We start from the raw sequence: 24,811 nt of genomic DNA, 5'->3' as shown, positions 1-24,811 counted from the left end.
CAATACACTGGCAGCACTTACTCAATACACTGGTCTTATTTAAGCTTCCAGCTAGACGAGAGGATAGAAGATATCCCCGATGGGTTAAGCCAAAACCATCTAAGTATCCCCATAAAAAGAAAAATGCCAGTCAGCTTAACTGACTGGCATTAAGCCAATGGCTCTTTTTTGTTATTAGCTTTTTAAAAAACGTTCTATTTTAGGTTTTACTGTAACCGACATTATCAGCATTATAGTTAAACCTATTGGTAATGCGGCTAATAACCCTTCAGTCCATCCAGTTACAAATACACGCATATCTGCATAGCCGATATTGTTAGTAGCAGTAACAAACGCCATCACCGACTCCATTATCAACGCCATAAAAACACTAATCACTAAATTACGTTTTAACTCACTGCTAGGGCGTGTTTATCTTTGTGGATTGAAATTTGTTCAATCTAGGGGCGATTAAATCACGGCGCGAGGTTTGTAACCTAGTGGGCTAAGTAAAAACCGAGCAACAAAGAGTTAATAGTCCCTAGAAAGAACCCTTCGGGCAGCGCATGTTTGGTATTTATGCTGCGTTATCGCCTATTTATGGGGAATAACCACACTACATAGGCTCTGCCTTGCCTAAAAACCAAACACACTGCTGCAAATTCAACCACCAAAGGTCAATACGCCCTAAGTAATAACTTAGCAACTAGCTTATGCATTAAGGTCATCATTACAAAACCAATAGGTGCCATAACTAATACCGCACTTATAAACGAGGTAAACCAGTCTGCATAAAAATGTTCTGTAATCCCCACATTCACATAGGTCATCACGCCTGTTAAGCTCCCGCCAATTAAAGTAATAACACTCATTATTACCAGTATCTTATAAATAAGAGGCGTTTTTTTAGGCTCAACTAGTGCTGGATTTACGGTTACAGGAGTACTCATTTAGGCATACCTTAGACTTTAAATTAGATGATAAAGTCTACTATGTCAAATTAATTGACAATATCAACCATTATTTATTTTACCCAATCGCCAACCATATACCTACAAGTACCATTAAGCTGCCCGCTATTCGGTTCATCCATTTAATATTATCGCCACGGGCTAAAAATAAACGTAGGCTTTTGCCACCTGTTGCATAAGCCAACATGCTTAAAAACTCGGTGGTCATTATAACGCCAAGTAATACTAAAAGCTGAGGGGCTACAGCATGCTCAACACTAATAAACGGCGGTAATAACGAGATCATAAACGCCCACCCTTTAGGGTTAGCAATTGCGGTTACAAAACCTTGCGTAAATAACGACTTCCGACTTACGTCACTTGGTTTTGAGGTATCGACCGACATTTTGCCTTTGGCTCGCCACATGTTAACGCCAATATAAATTAAGTACGCACCGCCTACCCACTTTAAAATAGCGAACGCATCTGGGTAATTTAGCATGATGCTTGCAACGCCTAATACCGCAGCTATAGCAACGGTTGCTACGCCTAACAGCTCGCCTATCATCATCCATAATGTGCGGCGCACGCCAATGCTCATACCGAGTGTCATGGCAAGGGTCATACACATACCAGGCGTTATCGACACAAAAAAGAACGTAGGAATAAAAACCGCAAGTGCTGCTACATCAATCATTAATTTACTCTCATATTAAAAGCAAAAACGCGGCTATAAGTAGCCGCGCTGTTACTTACTCATGTTTATTACTATTGCCCAACACTTATCACGGGTTCAGTAATAACCTCTACTGGCTCTGCTGTATCATTTAGCAAATACTTATCTAACCACTGTTCTTGTTCCCACAATACATGTAACAAGCTTTTACGCGCACGGTAACCATGTGCTTCATAAGGGAGCATTACTAAACGCACGTCTTTACCTAGCCCTTTAAGTGCAGCGTACATGCGCTCGCTTTGCATTGGGAAAGTTCCCGAATTAGGATCCTCTTGACCGTGGATCATCAGCATTGGCTCGTTAATTTTTTCAGCATGGAAAAACGGCGACATATTAGCGTACACGCTTTGTGCTTGCCAAAAATCACGCTCTTCTCCTTGAAAACCAAACGGCGTTAATGTGCGGTTATACGCGCCGCTGCGGGCAATACCCGTTTTAAATAAATCAGTGTGAGCCAACAAGTTAGCAACCATAAATGCACCGTATGAGTGCCCTGCTATGGCTATTTTATTTTTATCAGCAATGCCTTTTTTAACTAATACATCAACAGCGGCTTGCGCGCTTGATACTAACTGCTTTCTAAAGTTATCGTTTGGCTCGCTGCCATCAATACCTACAATTGGCATTTTAGGGTCGTCAAACACGGCAATCCCTTTGGCAAGGTAAGGCATTGGGCCCCAATAGCCAATGTAGGTAAATGCATAAGGCGATTCGCGTACTTGCGATGCTACGGCTTTATCTTTGTATTCAAGTGGGTAAGCCCACATAAGTACAGGTAACGGGCCTTGTGTTTTATCGTACCCTGGTGGTAAATAAAGCGTGCCTGAAAGCTCAACACCGTCGTCGCGTTTATAACGTAATTGCTCTTTAGTTACGCCTTTAAATGCAGGGTACGGGTGAGCAAATGTAGTTAGCTGTGTTAGCGTGTCGTTGCCTAAATCGCGTATAAAAAAGTTAGGTTGCTCAGTTTTAGATTCACGAATAGTAATAAATCGCTCACCTTCGTCGTCAAGCAGTGCACGTACACGTTCGTAATATGGTGCTTCTGATTGCCATAATCGCTTGCTGCTATTTGTTTTAACATCGTACCTATCTAAAAACGGTACATTGCCTTGCTCTGATGCGCCATTACCACGCAGGTAAATATAACGCCCACCTACAATTTTAATAACGTTCGCGCCTAAATCGTTGCGCTCGTAAATTGCATTACCAGGGTCTTTATACGCATCGTTATAACTACGCTCTGAAAATAAAACGCGGTTTCTGTCGGCATCTCGTGGTTGCACTATGTAAGTACGAACTTGGCGATCGCTAAAGCGCCAGTCTGTCAGCATGGCTACGTTTTCGTTGCCCCACTCAATACCAGAGTAACGGCGTTCTACTTTGGCAAATAATTTAGGCTCGCGTTTAAAAGGTGCACGTAAGCTGTAAATATAATCATGGTGCTCAACGTCGGTTTTCATGTCGCCGCCATCTTGCGCCTCGGCCCAAATAACTTCAGCGCCTTGATCGGCTCGCCATTTAAAGTCTCGGCGGCCAGTGCGTACACTGTCATAACCTTGCGGAATATTATCGGCAAGTGGCTGTTTTGCCAGCTCTGCTAATGCATAGCCGCGCATGCCCCATATTTGCCATGTGCTTGCAAATCGGCTGTAAGGCACTTGATACGAAAACGGCTCATTAATACCGGCTACTAAAATATTGGTAGAATCAGGTGACACCGAAAACGATTTAAATAAAGAAGGGCTACCTATTGCTTGTGTATTGCCATCAAGTGTTACGTAAGCTAATTGCCCTTGGCCGTAAAACTTAAATTGCGCTTCATCAAACGGGCTTGTTAATAAATTTTGGTAAGTACGTGCTGGTGCTTTTTCGCCGGTACTTTGTTGAATAACTGGCACTACACTTTGGCTGTTATTTTCAAGCCTAGGCTTGCCAAAATTAACAGCGAGGTTTGCAACTATGGCGCTGCTATCTGGTAGCCATTTATAAGGTGATGATGTTAATACCGAATTTAATGCAGCGCTTGAAAGCTCTTTTGCTTGTTTGGTTTCAACGCTGTAAAGCCATAAGTTGGCTTGGGTTGGTTGCTCAACAACAAAGGCTAAATATTTACTATTAGATGACCATTTAGGTGAGCGAATAATGCCATTAGGTAAGTTATTAATACTAATAACCGACCCGCTTTGAACATGCTTTAGCTCCACAGCGCTAAATTTGGCACTCACACGAGAGCGCGAAAAATTAGCGGGATTTAGCTTAATACCAGCAAGCTTAAGCTCTTCTTTTGCAAGTTCATCAAGGGTTACTACACGTTTGCGTTCAAAAAGCGCTAGCCACTGGCCATCGCTCGATAAGTAACTAGTGGGTGCTAACTTAGCGTCAACCAATGCTGCAAGTTCAGGTGATGGGGTTTGATAGCCCTGCTCGGCGTAACTTGTTGGTACTAATGCCGCACAACAAATAAAGGCAACTAACAGCCTAAAAGCGCTCATGTTTTTATCCTTTTGTTATTTTTTACTCTTATAGGCGTATATAAACACGTTTTGCTTTGTTCATAAAGTATTAAGGTAAGTTAAACACCTCTAAAAGATGACTTAATAGTGCTGATTAAGCTAAACTACAGCGCTATTTATTCACCACTGCGGTACTTAAAATACAATGCATAACAAAGCCAAATCAGTCACTATTTTTGATGTTGCAGAGCGTGCTGGTGTATCAAAATCAACCGTATCCTTGGTGCTTACCCAAAGCGATAAAGTGGGCAATAAAAGTAAACAAAAAATACTCAAAGCGATTGATGAGCTAGGATACGTTTATAATCGTGATGCCGCTGCTATGCGCTCAAAACGCTCAAATTTAGTGGCCATAGTAATAAACGATTTAACTAACCCAGCTATGGCACACCTTGCTACCAGCCTACAACTTTTGTTAAACGACAATGGCTTACAAGCCATGATTGTAAGCAGTAATAATAGTCTTGAACTACAAGCAAACGCAGTTAAAAACTTAAAAGAATACAACGCTGCTGCATTTATTATTTGCCCCGTTGCTAGTACTTGCCCCAAATGGCTTGATACGCTCAGCGCGCAACACAAAGTAATTACCGTAATGAGCGAAGTGCCTTTTAGCGCAGCTCCTTGTGTATTACCCGACTATAAAAAAGCCAGCCACGTAGCCAGTATGCATTTGCTCTCACAAGGCGTGACAAACATTGCATTTATAGGCAGTGAACTTACTTTAAGTGATTCACAAGCACTACAAAGTGGCTTTAATACCGCTTGCGCGCAGCACAGCATTACACCATTAGCACCCATTCACTGCGCAGTAAACACAGCCCTTAGCGCTAAAAATGCATTTATAGAAGCATATAAACACAACCCCACATTAAACGCTGTGGTGTGTGCAAACGATATTATTGCTCAAGGTGTTATTGCTGCTATTAACTCATTAACACATCACTGTATTAAAGTGGTGAGCTGCCACCATATTCCTAATAGCGCGGTTATAAATGATCACTTAACCACTGTGGCTATAAGTACAACTGATATAGCCAAGCGGTGCCTTTTAATACTACAAGAGCTACTACAAAATACAGCCCCGCCAGTAAAAACACTGGTAAATGTAAACTTACAAATTAGAGATTCTAGCCAATGAAAAAAGTGCTGGTAATTGGCTACGTATGGCCAGAGCCAAATTCGTCTGCTGCGGGAACGCACATGATGTCGTTATTAAATGCATTTAGAGCGCAAAACTGGGACGTTGAATTTGCAACGCCCGCGCAGCGCACCGATCACATGGTAAATCTTGACGACTTCGGTATAACCAGTCAAAGCATTGCACTAAACTGCGACAGCTTTGACGAATACGTTAAAGCCTATAATCCAGATATAGTCATGTTTGACCGTTTTATGATGGAAGAACAATTTGGCTGGCGCGTCGATAAACATTGCCCACACGCAATTAAAATTTTAGATACCGAAGATTTACAATGTCTGCGTAACGCTCGCCACGAAGCGTTTAAAGGTGAGCGTGAGTTTACAACCAGCGATTTACACTCAGACATAGCAAAACGCGAAATTGCCGCTATTTTACGCTGCGACCTGAGCTTAATTATTTCAAGTTATGAAATGAGCCTGCTAAACAGCGTATTTAAAATAGAGCCAAGCCTATTACACCATTTACCGTTTATGGTTGATTTAAGCTCACTGCCTACAAGTACAAAAACGTTTGAGCAGCGCCAGCACTTTATGACCATAGGTAACTTTAGACACGCGCCAAACTGGGATGCTGTACTTTACCTACAAAAAATATGGCCACTTATTCGCAAGCAGCTACCAAAAGCAGAACTACATATTTATGGCTCTTACCCACCACCAAAAGCCACGGCACTAAATAACCCTAAAACAGGGTTTTTAATAAAAGGTTGGGCCGATAATGCGTTTGATGTAATGCAAAGCGCACGCGTATGTTTAGCACCACTGCGTTTTGGTGCAGGCATTAAAGGTAAATTGCTTGAAGCCATGATTATGCAAACACCCAGCGTTACCACCAATATTGGCGCAGAAGGCATGCATAACGATTTATCATGGCCGGGTAAAATAGCCAACACCGCCGATGACTTTGCCAATGCTGCCATTGAAATGTACACCAATCAAAGTGACTTTGAACAAGCGCAGCAAGATGGCAACACGCTCCTTAATACGCTGTACGATAAAGCACAATTGAGCGCAGCTTTAATTCAAAAAGTCGATTCAATAAGTAGTGATTTAAACGCTCATCGCGAAAAAAACTTCACAGGCCAAATGCTCAAACATCATACAATGCGCAGCACTCAATACATGTCGCAATGGATAGCCGAAAAAAATAAAAAATTAGATTAAAAATGACTAGACACACACCAATTAGTGTTTAAAATCGCGCCCATCGAACGTGGGCATTTTTAGCTGTATTGTCTATATTTTTAGCTTAGTTATCGCAATATTTGGTCCAAAAAGATTTGAAAACTGCAACCTTTACAGAAAAACGCAAATTTATCGTTAAATTGGGTAAAATGCTTCACAAGTATGGTACGCCTGCTTACCGCCTAGAAGCCCACCTAATGGAAGTGGCTACATACTTAGGACTTAAATCGTCGTTTGTTATGTCGCCAACCTCTGTAACGTTTGTTATTTGGACCGATGGCCACGAAGACGAGTACACCCACGTTGCACGTGTAGACCCTGGCGATCACGATTTAGGCTCACTTGCCGACACCGACGACCTTGTAAACCAAATGCTTGACGACAAGCTAAGTTTACAAGAAGTTGATGCGCAACTAGACGCTATTTTTGTAATGCCAAACCCATACAATAAACTTGTTACGGGCGTTGCGTTTGCAACTTCTGGTGGTGCGTTTGCAATGTTAATGGGTACTAGCTGGACTGATGTTATTTGGTCATCGCTACTTACTTTAGTTGTTTATGTGTTTGTGCTTTGGTCTGGGCGCTCAAAACGCGTAGCACATATGCTTGAGCCATTAGTGGCCATAATATCAGCCATACTTGCCTGTGCAGTAAGTGTGTATATAACACCTGAGATAAATATACGCTTGGTGGTACTTTCGGCCATTATTGTGTTTATACCCGGTTTAGCACTTGCGCTTGGTTTAGCTGAGCTGGCAGCACGGCATTTAGTGTCAGGTACTGCGCGAGTCATGGACTCGTTTATGCTGCTCTTTAAATTGTATTTTGGCGGTTTTATTGGCATAGGTATTGGCTTTGCACTTTTTGGGCAAGCCGATTTTGTACAACCTGAGCCATTACCAAAGTGGACCGCATGGCTGGCTATATTTTTACTTTGTAGCAGCCTAATCGTTATTTTTAGAACCAAACTTAAACACGCAGTTTGGTCTATTGCATCAGGCTTTATAGCGTACGGCACCAGTATTGGCTCGGCTATGTACCTTGATTACACGTTAGGTACGTTTGTAGGTGCTTTATCGGTGGGTATATTTAGTAACTTGTTTAACCGCGTTGCTAATGCGCCGGCCTCTATTGTTGCCATGCAAGGCTTAATTGTATTAGTACCAGGAAGCAAAACGTATATTGGCTTAAACTCACTTATTGAAGGCCAAGACTTTGTATATGCAGAGCACATAGGCCAACAAACGTTTTTAATATTTATGTCGCTTGTTGCAGGACTAATATTTGCAAACGTAGCTCTTCCGCCTAAAAAGAGTTTGTAAATTATACTGAGCACTCGCTTTACTTTGATTGAGTAAAGCGAGTAAATCGTTAAGCTAAAAACAACTGCCAAGTAGCAATTTATACCAATGCTAAGTGTTTTAGCTCATTACATTGCACTTGAGTCAAACTCAAAAACCTCATAATGATTCCAGCGTAAAAACAGTTCGCCGCTTTCTAAATAAAAATTTATATCATCACTTGATGGATAGCAAAAATCATCCCAGTGATCACAAAAAATTAGCCAAGGTAATGTAAGTGCTGTTTCTTGATCCCAGCAAATTGTTATTGTTTGCGAATCATTTACTAAGCCCTTTAACCATTGCCGTGTTAATTCACTTCCTTCTGTGGAGTCGAATCTTTTTGCGCCAACCGGAAAGTTAATGGGTGTGGCGGCAATTAATGCTCTTGCTTGCTCTTCACTCAACGGAATAAGTTTGTTTAATGTATCTTTAGAAAAATCACCATGGGATGCGCTAATCCATCGCCATGCTAAAGAAAAGTCTTCAATTTTAATCAACGCTCTATACCTACTTTTACGAACACTTAATTGACTCTACAACACTATTACAACGCTCTAAATACCCTATTAATTTTGGACCTTCGGGGTAGTCAGAGCAATTGCCTATTATAAGGCCTGCAACTTTACCTGCGGGTTCTATTTCTACGTCCATGTATGATGCAAACATAGCGTTGTTTTTGGTTTCAGTCCACATAAAGTGGTAGTGAGTATTATGTGTACTAAGAAATTTACGATCTGGTTTATTAAACTTACTGGTTGTTGCTGTCAGAAACGTATTTTTCTTCTTAACGGTAATTTCTGCGCCGCTTATAGCCCAAGATAATGGCCATTCTCTTGCAATTTCGGTAGAAACCTCACATTCGCCAAGTGAATTAACATTATCTAAATCAGAAATTATATTTGCGTATTCACTGGTGCGTAAACTGCTTTGCTGAGCTTGAATAAGCCATAAAACAGCCAGCGACAGTAAAACCGATTTCCATTTCATTATTGCTCCGTTCCCTCTATGAAGTAGAGGTGTTTTATGCGTATTTTTATTAATTTAATGATAAACCATATATGATTTTCTATTTTGGTTCAATTACTTACAAACAGCAGCCATAGCTTATTAATAATAAAAGATGATAGTGAGGATTATTACTTGGCACTACCCTATTGAGCCAAAATACCCAATAGGGTAGTCACTTAATTAGCGTGACCAGTTAGTTTTGGCAAGCTCTATAATTTCGTTTCCTTTGCCGTTTATTAATGCTTTCATCATGTAAACACTAAAGCCTTTTGCTTGCTCTAGTTTAATTTGCGGTGGCATTGAAAGCTCTTGTTTTGCAGTATCGACTTCTAAAACAACAGGTCCTGAGTGGTTCATCATCTCGTTCATTGCCGATGGCAGTTTTTCAGGGTCGTCCACATGAATCCCTTTTAAGCCACAGGCTTCTGCAATTTTAGCAAAACTTGGGTTTTCTAAATCAGTATCGCTTGATAAAAACCCACTGGCTTTCATTTCCATAGCCACAAAACTAAGTGAGCGATTATTATAAACAATAATCTTTATTGGTAAATTAAGCTGCTTAAGCGAGATCAAATCGCCCATTAACATCGAAAAGCCGCCATCACCACACATTGCAATTACTTGGCGGTCTCTGTTAACAGATTGAACGCCCATTGCCTGCGACATCGCATTTGCCATAGAGCCATGATTAAACGAGCCAATTAAACGGCGCTTACCGTTCATTGATAAATAACGCGCAGCCCACACTGTTGGCGTACCTACATCACAAGTAAAAACAGCATCGTCTGCTGCTTTATCGTTTAGTAAACGCGTTAGATATTGCGGGTGAATTAAATTTTGCGACGTTTTGCCACTGGCAAGTTCATCGAGATCTTGTCTCGACTCTTTGTAGTTTTTAACACTCTTTTGTAAGTGTGAACTTGTGCGTTCACCTTTAATATAATCAAGCAGTGTTGTTACTGAATTTTTTGTATCGCCTAATACACCACAATCAATTTGAACGTGTCGCCCAAGTGACGCTGCCTGATTATCAATTTGCAATATGGTGGTATTTTCAGGATAAAAAGCACGATAAGGAAAGCTCGTACCAATCATAAGTAACGTATCGGCTTCTTGCATTGCATGGTAGCCCGACGCAAAACCAATAAACCCAGTCATACCAACACCGTAAGGATTGTCGTATTCAATAAATTCTTTACCGCGCATGGCGTGCACAATCGGTGCTTGTAATTTTTTGGCTAGCGCAACAATTTCGTCATGGGCGTCTTTACAACCAGCACCACACAATAAGGTTACTTTTTTACTTTTATTAAGATGAGTCGCCATTGCTTCAATATCAGATAAAGCAGGCGTATAAATCGCAGGTTTTGGTACATTCCATTTTGGTGTAATGTTTTTAGGCATATCTTTTAATGCAATGTCGCCAGGTAGCACTAGTACACTCACGCCTTTGTTTAGTATTGCTTGTCGCATTGCGGTTTCTAGCAGGTACGGCATTTGCTCAGGGCTCGAAACCATTTCACAATATACACTGCATTCTTTAAATAATTCTTGCGGATGGGTTTCTTGAAAATAACTACTGCCAATTTCAGATGAAGGAATGTGTGCGGCAATAGCTAATACCGGTACATTATTACGCTGACAATCAAATAAGCCGTTAATTAAATGAAGATTACCCGGCCCGCAAGAACCCGCGCACACTGCAAGCTCGCCTGATAAATGCGCTTCGCCACCGGCTGCAAATGCGGCAACTTCTTCATGTCGCGTTCCTAGCCATTCAATTGTTCCCATTTTTCGCAGGCTTTCACTAATGCCGTTAAGTGAATCGCCAGTTACTCCCCAAATACGTTTTACGCCAGCTTGTTCGAGGGTTTTAGTGATAAAACTTGCGATATTTTGACTCATAATATAGAACTCCTAAATATTCAGTTATTCTGTAAATTGATTTTTCGCCTCTGCTCTATCAAGTAAGTCATCGTTTCGAAATGCGCTCAATTATTGAGAATCGATAAGCTTAGGTATTTTGATAATGATAGATATATTACTACTGAGACTTTACTAACAAACGATACTCCTAGGTTTGCTGCGCCCCCATACTGATACATAAAACATGAATGTCCGCTTTAAAGTGTTTATGAATATGCGAGTGCGAGATTTTTAGTGGCTTAACTATGAATATGTTATTATGCGCTCAATTATTTTACTGAATGCTTTTCTCTTACTTCTATGTCAAATTCTGCTTTGTGCTTTACATTATTTTCTCAAAATATCGATTCTCTCGCGCTTCCTGAAAAGTTTACTTTCCCTTTTTATTACGAGCCGCAACCATTAGCTGTAGCAGCCACAAAACAATTACAGCAACAACTTGAAACGTTAACGCATTTAAAAGCAGAAAATGCCGGTAAAATGTTTGGGGTTTTAGTGGTGCAAAATACTAAGCAACAATTAGGCTTTTTAAGTGCTTACTCGGGGCAAATTGAAGGTGATAAAGCCAATATTAACTTTGTACCGCCTGTTTCTAGCATGCAGCTGCAGGACGATAGCTATTTGGCTCAAAGTAAAATAATTAACGATATTAATGCTCAAATTGAGCAGTTAGAAAATAGTGAACAACTGCATGAAGTTAATAGCAAACTTGATGATGCAACACAGAGTTACCAGCAAGCACTATTAGCCCAACAGGCAGTAATGCAAGCCGGTCGCCAGCAACGAAAAATACAACGTACCGAAGGCGAATTAGAGCTTAGCGAAAGTGATTTTGAGCAGTTAAAAAATAAGCTTGCAGGGCAAAGTATCGTAGAAAAAAAGCAACTGCTGGCACTTAAAGCCTATTGGCAAAATATAATCGAGTCACTGCAGCAAACACACATCAATATTTCTGATGAAATTGCTCATTTAAAAAAGCGCCGTAAAACGCTTTCTAAAAGCTTACAAAAAAAGTTGTTTGCGCAGTACAAATTTTTAAATGCAAATGGTGAAACTACAGACTTAAATGCCATATTTGCAGCATTACCTGAGCACACTCCTCCTTCGGGGGCTGGCGATTGTGCAGCGCCTAAATTATTACAATACGCCTATAAACATGACTTAAAGCCACTTGCTATGGCTGAATTTTGGTGGGGAGCTGCGCCAAAATCAGCAATTAGGCAGCATAAAAACTACTACCCTTCTTGTTATAGTAAATGCCAACCAATACTTGGGCACATGCTAAAGGGTTTAGATGTTGAAGATAACCCGCTACTTATCAACCCAGCTCAGGGTAAAGATCTAAGTATTGTTTATAAAGATGACGATTTACTTGTGGTAAATAAGCCCGCTGAGTTTTTATCTGTGCCTGGCGTTAATATTGATGACTCAGTTTATATGCGAATCAAAACGCAGTTTCCAGAGGCATCAGGCCCGCTAATTGTACACAGATTAGATATGTCGACTTCTGGGTTATTGATGATTGCACTTAATAAACGCGTGCACAAAGCACTGCAAAAGCAGTTTATTGAACGCACCATAGATAAACGTTATGTCGCATTAGTTAATGGTAACGTAGCTGAGGATAGCGGAGTAATTGATTTACCCTTAGTGCTCGACTTTGATGATAAACCGCGCCAAATGGTGTGTTACACACACGGTAAGCCATCACTTACTACCTGGCAGGTTTTAGAGCGTAACAACAATATTACCCGATTACAGTTATACCCTAAAACAGGGCGAACTCATCAATTAAGAGTCCATTGTGCGCACAGCTTAGGTTTAAACATGCCAATTATAGGCGACACACATTACGGGCAAAAAGCCGATAGATTACATTTACATGCAGAATACTTAGCATTTACTCACCCAATTACGGATAAACGATTAGAGTTTGAAGTAGCCGCAGATTTTTAATAAAAACACATAGCTACAACCACTATATTATACAATGTGTTGGTTTTTATTAATTAAATTGATATCGTTTATGGTCTTTCTATTCAATGATGAGTATAAAAAAACGGTACAAACCCAAGTTTATTAAGTAATGTTAATAAGTACTTCAATAATAAAAATAAGTCAGCAAAGGATTAACATGACTAACAATACACAAATAAAGGTTTTAGGTAATACTTTGTGGGCTAAGTATATTGTTCTCATTTTATTTTTACTTTTAAGTAAGCTTTCCTCAGCTAACGGCGACTCATTAAGTGCAACTTTACACGCACTAGACTTTGACACGACTCAAGTCCTGATCAATAACATAAAACTAAATGAATTAGACTATCTTCAAAATGAAGACAAGCTCACTCAAGCGTTTAAAATAAGCAAAGAGCAAAATTGGAAAAAACTTCATCTAGAAGCGGCCGCTTTGTATGCGGAGTTACTTTTTAGACAAGAAAAATACGAAGCGTTAAACACACACTTATCCTATTACTTAAAGAACAAAGAGTTACCAAATCAAAAAAGTGTATATTTATTATTTCTCGAATCACAACTCAAGTCTCTAGCAAGGGAGGCGAACCCAACTCCAGCACACACGCTAGCCACCAAATTAGAAGAGAGCTTGCAACAGCATTCAACTAAAGAAAAAATCATTATTTTACGAGCACTTGCTTACTATTACACCGATACAGATGCATTGAAAAAGACCCTAAATGTTGCACTAGAGGGGCTAGAATTAGCATTAAAAGATGACGATTCAGCATCTCAAGGGTACTTTTTTAGAAAAATAGCCGATGCATATAATTATCTAAACGAAAAAGACAAAGCCATATATTATGCAAAAAAAGCGGTTGCGGCCTATGAGCAAACACAAGATGGGCTTTTTACTGCAAAAGCATACTGGAGCTTAGGCAATGTATTGCTTGAAGTAGAAAAACCTAAAGATGCCTTAATATACCTAGATAAAGCATTGCTCTATTTTAAAAAAGTTAATATGCAAAAAGGCTTAACCTTTGCTCAGTACTCAATTGCCAATATTGAGTACTTACAAGCAAACTACGATAAAGCTTTAACTTTAACTAAAGAAAACATTGAGCTTGCTCGTTCTGCAGGTGTATACGACATGCAACTCGCATCGCTCATTTTGTTAGCTGACATATATATAAAACAAGATTTAATCGAGAGAGCAAATGAAGCAAACGATGAGGTGTTTTTAAAATTAGATAAATTCAGCCGCAGTATTTATAAAGCCGATTTTTTAAGTAAACGCTATGAGCTAAAGCGACGCCTTAACTACACTGACGAGGCTTTTGAAGCAATTGAACAAAAGCTCCTTTATACAAAAAAACACTACGAAGCAACTAGTGAAAATAATATAAAAACACTACAGGTGCAGTTTGAAGTAAAAGAAAAAGAAGAAAAAATACAGCAACTAGAGTACGCAAAAGACATTAGTGAACTACAAGCTAAAGAAGAGTACCAACAAAAAATAATTTGGCGACTCAGCGCTGCTATTGCATTTATTTTAGTGATTGCTTCATTATTTTTATTTTATCGGCAAGCCCGACAACGTCAAAAATATTACGATATTTCATTAACAGATTATCTAACAAATTGCCCTAATCGCAGAGGAATAATGCGCGCAGCAGAAGCAAAGCTTGGTGAAGGTAAAATGACGATAGCAATTGTTGACTTAGACTACTTTAAAAAAGTTAACGACCATTTTGGTCACGATGTTGGAGATTTAGTTCTTATTGCCTTTGCAAAAGCTGCAAAAGAAACACTATGTAATGATCATCAGTTTGGTCGTTACGGCGGCGAAGAATGGTTATTTGCACTAAATACGGTTGATGAACGAATAATTCGCGATATATTTGACCAGCTCGCCATTAGCTTCGCCAAGCATTGCAGTAATATAGAAGACTTTCCTAGTGATACAAAAATCACCTTTAGTGCAGGGGCCTCTGTAAGTGGCCCTTTAAAAAGCACACTAGATGTTCTTATTAAACATGCAGATAAATTACTTTATAAAGCAAAAGAAAACGGAAGAAACCAAGTCGTTGTTGATTAAATAAACACAGCTAAAAGTATTGGCTCATTTACTTGACTAAAGCCCATCTAAGATCATTTTTTTGATGGTCTTTGCTTTTACAAAATGATCTAATTTATGGGTGTGTATCCACCAAGTAGCAGCTTCCATAAGTAGCGCTGGGTCGTCGTTTTTATTAGCAAAAAATGCATAAAAAGAAAGCCCTACATTTTCGCCTTTAACTGCTATTTTTTTATCGCATACGGTAATTATTTTTGCTCTTAGTTCTTCCCTCATACATACCTTATTTAATTATATTTTTACTATTAAAATACGCCATTTAAAACGCTAACGATTAGCTGTAAAAGGCTTCTATCAACCAAGCCATGATTCTCAAGCTCTTTATTAGGCGTATTTACTTTTGCAGCTTTGCATTCATTATCTAATATCTCATTTTTACGTGTATCGGTTTCGTATGCAATATCTGCTTGTTCCATACATTTTGCCGAGCCTGCGTAAGGCTGTGCCGCACAAGCGCTTAGTAATAAAAAAAGTGGAATTGCTATCAATAATTGCTTCATAACTAATCCTATTTTTACGTAACTTATTTACTTTAGACTATAGCTGCAAGTTAGCCGTATTTACTTTTCTACCTCCATTACAAAAAATTCAAAAAAGAACGTACCTATAGCATCAAAAAAAGTGTCATTTTTTTCATCCTTTTTAATTTGTGCGCTAATGCATTGATTATAAACTTCTGAGCTTGTTTGAGCGCCATTTCGATCAACCGTTTCAGCCTCTTCAATGCATAAGTTAGGGTCAGAACGTGGGGCAGTACTACAAGCACTTAGTAAAGCGCACAGCAATAATGCGGCGATGGGGCTTTTTGTGTTCATCCTTAAACTATCCTATTAAGTTAACGTGCTACCTGCATTTATACCGATTGGTATTATATGTGGGAGTAATATATAGATTGTACCTAAATAATGTTGCTACTTTATCACTGCAATAAAATAAACAACCAGTAAATATTTGTAAGGTTCTGTAGGGATTTATACTCACTTCTATAATTGAACTACGTAAAAGCCTGAAATTATTGCATTCATATCACTGTAAAATTTACAGTGATAGCAGCCCAAAAATAAAAAATCAAAATAAAAGCAATAAAATACATCAACTTAATATTTGGCATTTAGTTTGCTAGTTAGTGATATAAGCAAATAAATTGTAAAAGGATTAGTTATGAATATTTTTGAAGCACTACGTCATGACCATGACAAACAACGAGAATTGGTAGATGCGCTTATTCAAACGCACGGCGACACAGAGCAGCGCCACACGCTAATGGACGAGCTAAAAACAGAACTAGAACAACACGCAAAGTTTGAAGAACGTTACTTTTACAACCCACTTATGTTTGATGACTTAACTCATGAAAAAGCGCGCCACAGCGTAGCTGAACATCACGAAATTGATGAATTAATTGAACAACTTGAAGATACCGAAATGAGCTCGTCTGCATGGTTAGTTGCAGCTAAAAAACTGCATCATTTAGTACATCATCATTTAAGTGAAGAAGAACACGAAGTATTTCAATTAGCGGGTAAAGCACTAACCGAAGGGCAAAAACAAAGCTTGGCAAAGCAGTATAATGATGCAATGCACTAATACTTTTTATTTGTGAGTAACTTTACTCACAAATAATTGAACCACCTTATATACACTCCCTTGTGTACTATTGGTTATAAGCCACTTGGCTTATAACCATTTTTTTAAGCCTATATGCTAACTCTTCTCTAGTAAGGGTGCTTCTGTCGGATCAAAAATTCGATACGCCACTAGCTTTAAACCATCGTTAATAAAAAACCACACCAAAGCATATGCCCACACAGCAAGTGCCCATCCCCATCCTAGTGGGGTCATAAACACACCATAAACAGCAATAAGTGTTGCTATAACTTGCGTGCCAAATACGGCGACCATTAATATAGCAGACGGTTTAATAGACCAAAATGGACCTCGGGTACGCGCTAAAAATATAGTCAAATGCCCTGCTACAGAAAGTAATAAGTACATTAATGTTTGAAGATGAGGACGGTCGAGTTCAAATACTTTATCTCCTAAGTAAAATAAACCAAAGGCTGCAATTGGCCCTACAATTCCCAGCACAGATGCAATACCTAAAACGAGCCGCATATTCCATGTCTCGGGCTTATTTTGATAATGCACATTGTCGTATGCAATAGACAAAATGGCGGCATCGTTAAGTAAAGCAAGCATTACAATCATGACTGCTGTTAACGGATAAAAGTTAAAAATTAATATCGCCATGGTCATAAACAGTAATACGCGCAGTGTTTCAGCAACCCTGTAAATAGCGTAACTGTTCATGCGTTGAAATATTTTTCGGCTTTCTTTAACTGCATCAATAATAACCGACAAGCCATCGGTCATTAACACAATTGATGCTGCTGAACGCGCTGCATCTGTAGCACCCGATACAGCAATGCCACAGTCAGCTTTTTTAAGTGCTGGCGCATCATTTACGCCATCTCCTGTCATGCCAACAATGTGCCCTCTATGCTGAAGCACATCAATAATATGGTATTTATGCTCAGGGAATACTTGTGCGAATCCGTCAGCACTCTCGATAGAATCATCTAACTGTGTGGCTTGATGATACTCAGTTGCACCAAATCCACTAGCATCAAGAATGTTTGTCCCTAAACCCAGTTTACTTGCAGTTTCGCGCGCAATGGCTACTTGGTCGCCCGTGACCATTTTAACACTCATACCCATTTCTTTTGCATCGGCAATGGTTTGTATTGCTTCTTCACGCGGTGGATCAAAAAGTGGCAATACGCCTATAAATTGCCATTTACCTTGCTCGTCTGTTTTAGCAACCGCTAAAGAGCGAAACCCACGTGCTGCAAATTCATCTATTGATGCCTCAACTTGAGTTTTAACTGCCTCAATATTAGCCGACAAAGCTAAAATAACCTGCGGTGCACCTTTGGTCACTTTAAACGTTTTGCCATCAGCATTTTTAATTAATGCTTCAGTACGTTTGCTCACAGGATCAAATGGCTGAAAATGTTCTATATGATAAGAATCTAGATACTGCTCAGCTTTTACACTTTGTAATACTGCTAAGTCAATCGGATCGTTATTTTCTGAGCGAGATGCTAATGCCGCGTACAATATAACTTGCTCAGCAGAGCCTTTATTTATTGAGTTTTCGATATAAAACGGGTCACCCAACGTTAATAGGTTTTGTGTCAATGTGCCGGTTTTATCAGAACAAAGAATATCAACACCCGCTAGCTCTTCAATTGCAGCTAAACGTGTTACAACCACTTGCTTTTTAGCCAATAAACGAGCGCCTACAGCCATAGTAACTGATAGCACTGTTGGCATTGCAACTGGTATTGCAGCAACAGTTAATACGAGTGCAAACTGTAATGTGGTGATCATTGGATCATCGCGAAACAAAGCAACAATAACTATAAGCAGTACTAAAGCCGCAGCAAGCATTATTAAATAATTACCAATTTTAAGCACCGCACGCTGAAAATGACTTGCAGTTCGCTCCCCTTGTACTAACTGTGCTGTTTTACCAAAAAAGGTATTTGCACCGGTCGCGTATACTATTGCCTCTATTTCACCTTGGCGGATAATAGATCCCGAATAAACAGTTTCACCCGCCGACTTTATAACCGGTAACGACTCACCCGTAAGTGATGATTGATCGACCTCTACTGTATCGCCATCTAACAAACGCGCATCAGCAGGCACTATATCGCCCATACGCATTCTTATAACATCGCCTGGCACAAGGTCACTGGCATTTAAGTTTTGCCATTGAGTATCGCGGCGTACTCTCGCCTTATTTGCTAATTTTGCTTTTAATGCAGCAATTGCATTGCCCGCTTGGTGCTCTTCCCAAAAGCCAACCAATACGTTGGACAACAATAATACAAGAATAATAAAAAAATCAGCCCAGTGTTTAGCAAGTGCCGATAAAATAATAGCGGCCTCGATCATCCACGGTATTGGCCCCCAAAAGTAAGATAAAAATTTGAGTAATAAGTTTGTTTTTTCTTCGACTAGTTCGTTAGGCCCGTATTGTACCAATCTTTGTGTTGCGTCAATTTGGCTTAACCCGTCGGGTGATGTTTTTAGTTTTTCTTGAAATTGTGCTAAATCGAGGTTACTCCATTCATCACTATTTTGATTGTTTGTTGATTTATTTGCTGAACGGTTTGGTGATTGATGTACTGATGAGATTTTGACCTTTTTCATGCAAGCCTTCTATACAACATTGAGTTGAATAATTTTTAAAACCGACTAACCGTATAGCTAACATAAACTAAAGCAGTCGATATTGTTCTTAAAAATGTATTAAATTTGATCTAACGCAATATTGAGACTGAAATAAAATGAAAAATTTATTTTAAAAGGATGACTAAGAAATTGGGTTACGAGGAGAATTGCCGAAAGGCTATATACGGGGCCGAAGTAGTAAATAACTTAGCCCCGTGTACTTTTTAGTTACAGCTCTGTCGGCTTATAACGATTAGTTTTGATTACTTTACAGTAAACTTAACGTCTTGGTCACGTAGTAAGTAAAGTGCAAAACACGCTGCCCACATTGGCCACGCTGTAAAGAATAATAAGTTGTTAAAACCGTCTATATACTGATTGTACGAAGAAAGCGTAGATAAGCCGTGCATTACAAAAATGATACCGTAAGTAACGCGCTTTTTAATACCCGCTAAAAATGCCAACACTAAAACAAGTTGAAGAGCACCAATTACATAAGCAACAATATCAGATGAGCCACTAATACCGTAAAAATGTTCAAAAATACGTGCGCTATGACCAGGATTTACGAATTTATCAAACGTCCACATAACCATTACAATAAATACGCCTAAACGCAAAGATAAAAGTGACCATTGTAAACGGTTTTGAACATCAGAATTGATTGAGCCTGTCATAAAACTTCCTTAAATAAATATTAATAAACGCTGAAGTAACCTAGACCGTATAAGTTATTTTTTATTTCAAAAAAATTTAATTATTTTAAATAAAAAAGTAATTAAGCCTTGTAGTAATAAAAGTGAAGCTTATTTTAGGAATTTTAAAATGCTGCGTAAAAGTTAACAATTTTAAAATGTTAGCAGGTGAAAAGTAGTCTATAATTAAAAAAGCCCATTAAAAGCAAATATTTACATTCACTCTAATACAATCGCTCTATTAATATTTTACCAACTAATAAAACAATAGTACTTAATTACCACCTTTATAATGCATCCGTTTTGTTATGTTCTAAAAAACAAAAAGAATCGAAATTTTACTGAAATTTATTTTTAATCCTTTCGGTCTTTATCGCCAACAACATTTTAACCGTAGAGAGAAAACGTTTGAAACACGCATATTTAGCACTTTCCCTAGCCACCATATTAAATACACCACTTAATGCTTTTGCAGCCGAAGAATCAAAAACAACAAAAGATGGCGCAATAGAGCGCATTGAGGTGGCAGGCCAAGTTATTAAATCTCAAGGTCTTTCGGTTAAAAACGCCACTGTAGACGGCCCGTTTGGCGACAACTTAGCCCTACAAGATATAGCCCGATCAGTAACACCAATTTCAAGCGAGTTAATAGAGCAACTCAATATTACGACTTTACAAGACGTGCTCGCAGTAAGCCCTAATACCTATTCAGCCAGTGGTTTTGGGGCACCCAGTTTACCTACTATTCGTGGGCAACTGGGTGAGCTTTTTCAAGATGGTACACGCCGTCAAGCTGGTAATAATGGCTTTGGTGTGCCGTTATCGTTCAACTCTATAGAACAGATAGATGTAGTAAAAGGCGCGCCACCAGTATTATTTGGCTCAAGCCAACGCAACGGTGGTTTTGTAAACTTACATTCTAAAAAAGCATCTACGGATGAAAGCAAAGGCAAAGCAACTGTATCTGCAGGTCGATGGGATCAATACAGTGTCTTAGTTGATTACAGTGCACCCATTGTAAAAGATAAAGTAGGTTTTAGAGTAAGCGCTGAACACATAGATAACGGCAGCTACTACGATTTTTCAGGCACAAAGAGCGACAGCTTATTTGCATCATTACGCGTATTACCTGATGACAAGAGCAGCTGGGATATTAACTTTGAGTTATATCAAGTTGAATTTACCGATAACGCAGGTATTAACCGCCCTACTCAAGCGCTAATAGATAATGGCCTTTATATTACCGGCCAAGGCGTGCAAGCAAATGGCAGCACAGTACCGGCAGCAGGTTCAATAATCTCACCAACTGGGCAAGTAAAAATAGATCGCAGTACAGTGCTTACCGATCCTGATAATCAAAACGAAGCCACTACTTATTTACTACACAGCATTTATAAGCGTGAACTTTCCAACAATGCATCAATAAAAAACATTACGTATTTTCAGCACTTACAACGCGAAGAAATTGCACAAAATAGCTTTGTTGAAATTATAGATGGTGCCGATACCGCGCAAAACCGTACCGAGCTTACCTATCTTTGGAATAGCGACCAGCAAACAATTTTTGCATTTGATGTGCGTTATAACCGCGTATTAGGCTACAGCCAATTTACAACAGAAGCCGATTTACCTATTGATTTAACAGGCCCACTTTCAAACCGCCGCATTCCTTTAACTGATGTACAACAAGCGCGTTTAATTGAAATTAGCCCAGGTATATTTGTATCCCCTGGTGGTCAATATGATATTAATAATGACGGCAATGGCGACTTTAACTTATCAGACACTACCGATTCGCGCTCATGGCAAACAGGCTTTGCTATTCAGCAGGATTCTGATTGGACAGATAAGTTTCATACAAGTGTTGGCTACCGCATTGATTTTTATGACGTAGACGCGCACGACCCAATAGCACCAGAGGGTGAAATTGCAGCTCGTGATAGCATTAACGATAAGCTACATTCAGGGCAAGTAAGCTTTAACTACCGATTAAACGGTGATTACACCACTTATGGTGCAGCAAGTTACAACGAAGCCACATCAAATAGCATGGCTGGCGGCACGTCTCTTGGTGGCGACAACACGATTAGCGCGCAAAACTTTTCAACCGAAAATACTTTAGTTGAATTTGGTTTAAAATACGCACCAACCGACAGTGATTGGTACGCCGATGGAGCAGTATTCAGCCAACGTCGTAGTTTACGTAATCGCGATGGTAGCAATACCGGCATTCGTACTACCGGCTTTGAAAGCCAAGTATTTTATGATGCTTACCCTTATTGGCTAAGTGCTGGCTACAGCTATATTGATGCTCGCTACGATAATTCTGCAAGTAGCCAAGATTCAGCTCAAGTAGCCGATGCATTTGACAACTCACGTCCAGATATTATTGAAGGTACCAGTGTTGGCGCACCTAGTTTTACTCCATTTGCACGCTCTAATCGCCAAGTTCAAGGCATTCCTGAGCAGTCGTTCAGTTTTAACGGAAATTATTCAATTAATTCGAAATGGCAAACGGGTTTTTCAGGTCTATATACAAAGAGTTACCCATTAGACTTTTTGGCGACAGTTAAGATTCGTGATCAGTACACATTAAACGTTAATACTAGCTATGCTTTTACGCCTAGTACTAAGTTACGTTTAGATGTAAACAACGTAACGAATCAAAAAAACTGGCGCCCTGTATTTGAAGGCGGTTACTTTGGTGCAACATTGGCTTTTCCTGAGTTGCCAATAAACGCAAAGTTAACCCTTACGCATAGTTTTTAAGAGAGAGAACATGATTAAAAAAATATTTTTATTATTGATTGCAGCTGCCGCTATCGGCCTGTTCTTTCATTTTGACTTACACCAACTACTTACACTTGATGGCTTAAAAGGGTCGATGGATCAATTTAGCGATTACAAAGAGCAATCACCGCTACTTGTTATTGGTGGGTTCTTTTTATTGTATGTAGTGGTAACGGCTCTCTCTTTACCGGGCGCGGCTATTTTAACACTTGCCGCAGGTGCATTGTTTGGTTTAGTTGAAGGCTTATTGGTTGCCTCTTTTGCATCAACTATTGGCGCAACACTTGCCTTTTTAGTATCACGCTACTTACTACGTGACACTATTAAGCAACGCTTTCCTGAGCGCTTAGCTGCAATTGACGCAGGCGTTGAAAAAGAAGGTGGTTTTTACTTATTCACTCTTCGTTTAGTGCCTGTGTTTCCGTTCTTTTTAATTAACTTATTGATGGGTGTTACTTCAATAAAGTCGTGGACTTATTACTGGGTAAGCCAAGCAGGTATGTTAGCCGGCACATTTGTATTTGTTAATGCAGGTACACAGCTGGCGCAAATAGATAGCTTATCTGGCATTTTATCGTTCAACTTAATTTTATCATTCGCTCTATTGGGTATTTTCCCTTTCATTGCAAAAGGAATCTTAAACGTGTTTAAAAAACGTCGAGTATACAAAAATTATACTAAACCTAAAAAATTCGACCGCAACATGATTGTTATTGGTGCTGGGGCTGGTGGTTTGGTAACAAGTTATATTGCTGCTGCTGTTAAAGCAAAAGTAACTCTTATTGAAGCGGGCGAAATGGGCGGCGACTGTTTAAACTACGGTTGTGTTCCAAGTAAAGCAGTTATTAAAAGCGCTAAAATTGCAGAGCAAATTCGCCACGGCGAAAACTACGGTCTAGAAAACGCAACACCGCAGTTTTCGTTCAAAAAAGTAATGGCACGTGTACACAAAGTTATTGCAGATGTAGCACCACACGACAGTGTTGAGCGCTACACCGACTTAGGCGTAGATGTAGTAAAAGGTTACGGTAAATTAATAGACCCGTGGACTGTAGAAATTAAACTTAACGACGGTGGCACGCAAACACTCACCGCTCGTACTATTGTGATTGCCACTGGCGCACGCCCATTTGTACCGCCACTACCTGGTATTGAAGAAACAGGCTATGTAACAAGCGATACATTGTGGAATAAATTTGCAGAGCTAGATGAGGCACCTAAAAAGCTTGTAGTACTTGGTGGTGGTCCAATTGGTAGCGAATTAGCACAAAGCTTTGCACGTTTAGGTTCAAGCGTTACGCAAATTGAAATGGCAGAACGCATAATGATCAAAGAAGACCTAGAAGTGTCTACTTTTGCTCACGAAGCGTTAACCGAAAGTGGCGTTAATATTTTAACATCGCATCAGGCACTGCGCTGTGAAGCCCGCGATGGTAAAAAATTCATTATTGTTAAACATAACGACAAAGAAATCGATATTGAATACGACGAGCTATTATGTGCTGTTGGCCGAAGTGCACGCCTTAAAGGTTACGGCCTTGAAGAGCTTGGCATAGAAACAAACCGTACTGTTGTAACTAACGAATACCTTGAAACGCTATACCCAAATATTTTTGCAGCAGGCGATATTGTAGGTCCATACCAGTTTACACATGTGGCAGCCCATCAAGGTTGGTACGCAGCGGTAAATGGCTTATTTGGTCACCTTAAAAAGTTTAAAGTAGATTACCGTGTTATTCCGTGGACTACGTTTATTGACCCAGAAGTTGCACGTGTTGGCTTAAACGAGCAAGATGCAAAAGACAAAGGCATAGACTTTGAGATTACTCGCTTTGAATTTGAAGAGCTAGACCGTGCAATTACCGACAGCGCTACAAAAGGCTTTATTAAAGTAATTACACCCAAAGGCAAAGACAAAATACTCGGTGTTACTGTGGTCTCTGAGCACGCTGGCGACTTAATAGCTGAGTTTGTACTGGCAATGAAACACGGTTTAGGTCTTAACAAAATACTCGGTACTATTCATAGTTACCCTACATGGGCTGAAGGTAACAAATACGCAGCAGGTGAGTGGAAACGCGCTCATGCACCTGAAAAAGTGCTTAACTTGCTTGAAAAATACCACACTTGGCGTCGAGGTTAATT

20 protein-coding genes and 1 pseudogene are annotated in these 24,811 nt (G+C 39.6%); 9 read left to right on the top strand and 12 right to left on the bottom strand.

The features are described 5' to 3' along the window. Nucleotides 1-143 (top strand): annotated as a pseudogene (locus tag I6F50_RS13080) (IS4 family transposase); the annotation flags it as partial. A gap of 31 nt (nt 144-174) precedes the next feature. Here the strand turns inward: I6F50_RS13080 and I6F50_RS13075 are convergent. From I6F50_RS13075 to I6F50_RS13060, 4 genes are all read right to left on the bottom strand, one after another. Continuing rightward, a complete protein-coding gene (locus I6F50_RS13075) occupies nt 175-363 on the bottom strand; it encodes a DUF2798 domain-containing protein (protein ID WP_231609700.1) in 189 nt (62 codons plus the stop codon). A 293-nt stretch (nt 364-656) separates the two neighbouring features. Beyond that, a complete protein-coding gene (locus I6F50_RS13070; RefSeq protein ID WP_231609699.1) occupies nt 657-929 on the bottom strand; it encodes a DUF2798 domain-containing protein in 273 nt (90 codons plus the stop codon). Between the two features lie 79 nt (nt 930-1,008). Beyond that, nucleotides 1,009-1,626, bottom strand: coding sequence for a LysE family translocator (locus I6F50_RS13065; RefSeq protein ID WP_197142321.1), 618 nt, complete (start codon nt 1,624-1,626; stop codon nt 1,009-1,011). Nucleotides 1,627-1,697: 71 nt separating this feature from the next. Beyond that, a complete protein-coding gene (locus I6F50_RS13060; RefSeq protein WP_197142322.1) occupies nt 1,698-4,160 on the bottom strand; it encodes a prolyl oligopeptidase family serine peptidase in 2,463 nt (820 codons plus the stop codon). Between the two features lie 166 nt (nt 4,161-4,326). Here I6F50_RS13060 and I6F50_RS13055 point away from each other — a divergent pair, with 166 nt between their 5' ends. From I6F50_RS13055 to I6F50_RS13045, 3 genes are all read left to right on the top strand, one after another. Beyond that, nucleotides 4,327-5,322, top strand: coding sequence for a LacI family DNA-binding transcriptional regulator (locus I6F50_RS13055; protein WP_010553649.1), 996 nt, complete (start codon nt 4,327-4,329; stop codon nt 5,320-5,322). Continuing rightward, nucleotides 5,319-6,548 (top strand): glycosyltransferase, encoded by a 1,230-nt coding sequence (locus tag I6F50_RS13050; protein WP_165740151.1) that lies wholly within the window; start codon nt 5,319-5,321, stop codon nt 6,546-6,548. The genes I6F50_RS13055 and I6F50_RS13050 overlap by 4 nt, the downstream gene beginning before the upstream one ends. A gap of 116 nt (nt 6,549-6,664) precedes the next feature. Then, nucleotides 6,665-7,891 carry a threonine/serine exporter ThrE family protein gene (locus I6F50_RS13045; protein ID WP_010553647.1) on the top strand — a complete coding sequence of 409 codons (1,227 nt, stop codon included), beginning with the start codon at nt 6,665-6,667 and terminating at the stop codon, nt 7,889-7,891. A 107-nt stretch (nt 7,892-7,998) separates the two neighbouring features. Here I6F50_RS13045 and I6F50_RS13040 read toward each other — a convergent pair whose 3' ends face one another. From I6F50_RS13040 to poxB, 3 genes are all read right to left on the bottom strand, one after another. Beyond that, nucleotides 7,999-8,409, bottom strand: coding sequence for a hypothetical protein (locus tag I6F50_RS13040; RefSeq protein ID WP_165740153.1), 411 nt, complete (start codon nt 8,407-8,409; stop codon nt 7,999-8,001). A 16-nt stretch (nt 8,410-8,425) separates the two neighbouring features. Next, the gene (locus I6F50_RS13035) at nt 8,426-8,899 is read right to left on the bottom strand and encodes a hypothetical protein (protein WP_197176442.1); all 474 of its coding nucleotides are present in this window, start codon (nt 8,897-8,899) and stop codon (nt 8,426-8,428) included. 201 nt (nt 8,900-9,100) lie between these two features. Continuing rightward, the gene (poxB, locus tag I6F50_RS13030) at nt 9,101-10,825 is read right to left on the bottom strand and encodes a ubiquinone-dependent pyruvate dehydrogenase (RefSeq protein WP_197176439.1); all 1,725 of its coding nucleotides are present in this window, start codon (nt 10,823-10,825) and stop codon (nt 9,101-9,103) included. Nucleotides 10,826-11,146: 321 nt separating this feature from the next. Here poxB and I6F50_RS13025 point away from each other — a divergent pair, with 321 nt between their 5' ends. Together I6F50_RS13025 and I6F50_RS13020 are read left to right on the top strand one after the other, a co-directional pair. Beyond that, a complete protein-coding gene (locus tag I6F50_RS13025; RefSeq protein WP_197176438.1) occupies nt 11,147-12,802 on the top strand; it encodes an RluA family pseudouridine synthase in 1,656 nt (551 codons plus the stop codon). Nucleotides 12,803-12,980: 178 nt separating this feature from the next. Further along, nucleotides 12,981-14,900 (top strand): GGDEF domain-containing protein, encoded by a 1,920-nt coding sequence (locus I6F50_RS13020; RefSeq protein WP_165728966.1) that lies wholly within the window; start codon nt 12,981-12,983, stop codon nt 14,898-14,900. Nucleotides 14,901-14,936: 36 nt separating this feature from the next. Here I6F50_RS13020 and I6F50_RS13015 read toward each other — a convergent pair whose 3' ends face one another. Genes I6F50_RS13015 through I6F50_RS13005 form a run of 3 tightly spaced genes read right to left on the bottom strand, consistent with a single transcriptional unit; the run spans nt 14,937 to nt 15,754 of the window. After that, on the bottom strand, nt 14,937-15,155 hold the full coding sequence (locus I6F50_RS13015) for a DUF6500 family protein (RefSeq protein ID WP_165728967.1): 219 nt from the start codon (nt 15,153-15,155) through the stop codon (nt 14,937-14,939). A 29-nt stretch (nt 15,156-15,184) separates the two neighbouring features. Further along, entirely contained in the window at nt 15,185-15,439 is a 255-nt protein-coding gene (locus I6F50_RS13010) for a hypothetical protein (RefSeq protein WP_024592905.1), read from the bottom strand. A gap of 60 nt (nt 15,440-15,499) precedes the next feature. Then, nucleotides 15,500-15,754, bottom strand: coding sequence for a hypothetical protein (locus I6F50_RS13005; RefSeq protein ID WP_197119647.1), 255 nt, complete (start codon nt 15,752-15,754; stop codon nt 15,500-15,502). Between the two features lie 346 nt (nt 15,755-16,100). On the opposite strand from I6F50_RS13005, the gene I6F50_RS13000 reads away from it, so the two are divergent. After that, nucleotides 16,101-16,526, top strand: a complete 426-nt coding sequence (locus I6F50_RS13000) for a hemerythrin domain-containing protein (RefSeq protein WP_007581776.1) — start codon at nt 16,101-16,103, stop codon at nt 16,524-16,526. Nucleotides 16,527-16,643: 117 nt separating this feature from the next. Here I6F50_RS13000 and I6F50_RS12995 read toward each other — a convergent pair whose 3' ends face one another. Further along, nucleotides 16,644-19,160, bottom strand: a complete 2,517-nt coding sequence (locus tag I6F50_RS12995) for a plasma-membrane proton-efflux P-type ATPase (RefSeq protein WP_165741368.1) — start codon at nt 19,158-19,160, stop codon at nt 16,644-16,646. A 284-nt stretch (nt 19,161-19,444) separates the two neighbouring features. Next, on the bottom strand, nt 19,445-19,858 hold the full coding sequence (locus I6F50_RS12990; RefSeq protein WP_165741369.1) for a hypothetical protein: 414 nt from the start codon (nt 19,856-19,858) through the stop codon (nt 19,445-19,447). 426 nt (nt 19,859-20,284) lie between these two features. Here I6F50_RS12990 and I6F50_RS12985 point away from each other — a divergent pair, with 426 nt between their 5' ends. Beyond that, complete coding sequence (locus I6F50_RS12985; protein ID WP_197119645.1) at nt 20,285-22,645, top strand: TonB-dependent siderophore receptor; 2,361 nt, start codon at nt 20,285-20,287, stop codon at nt 22,643-22,645. Between the two features lie 10 nt (nt 22,646-22,655). Further along, nucleotides 22,656-24,809 (top strand): FAD-dependent oxidoreductase, encoded by a 2,154-nt coding sequence (locus tag I6F50_RS12980; RefSeq protein WP_165740879.1) that lies wholly within the window; start codon nt 22,656-22,658, stop codon nt 24,807-24,809. Nucleotides 24,810-24,811: the final 2 nt, after the last annotated feature.

The sequence above is a fragment of the Pseudoalteromonas sp. NZS127_1 genome (genome assembly GCF_015864295.1).
In the GTDB taxonomy this organism is placed as follows: Bacteria; Pseudomonadota; Gammaproteobacteria; order Enterobacterales; family Alteromonadaceae; genus Pseudoalteromonas; species Pseudoalteromonas arctica.
The sequence above is the reverse complement of the archived record's forward strand: the minus strand, read 5'-3'. Positions and strand labels throughout refer to the sequence as shown.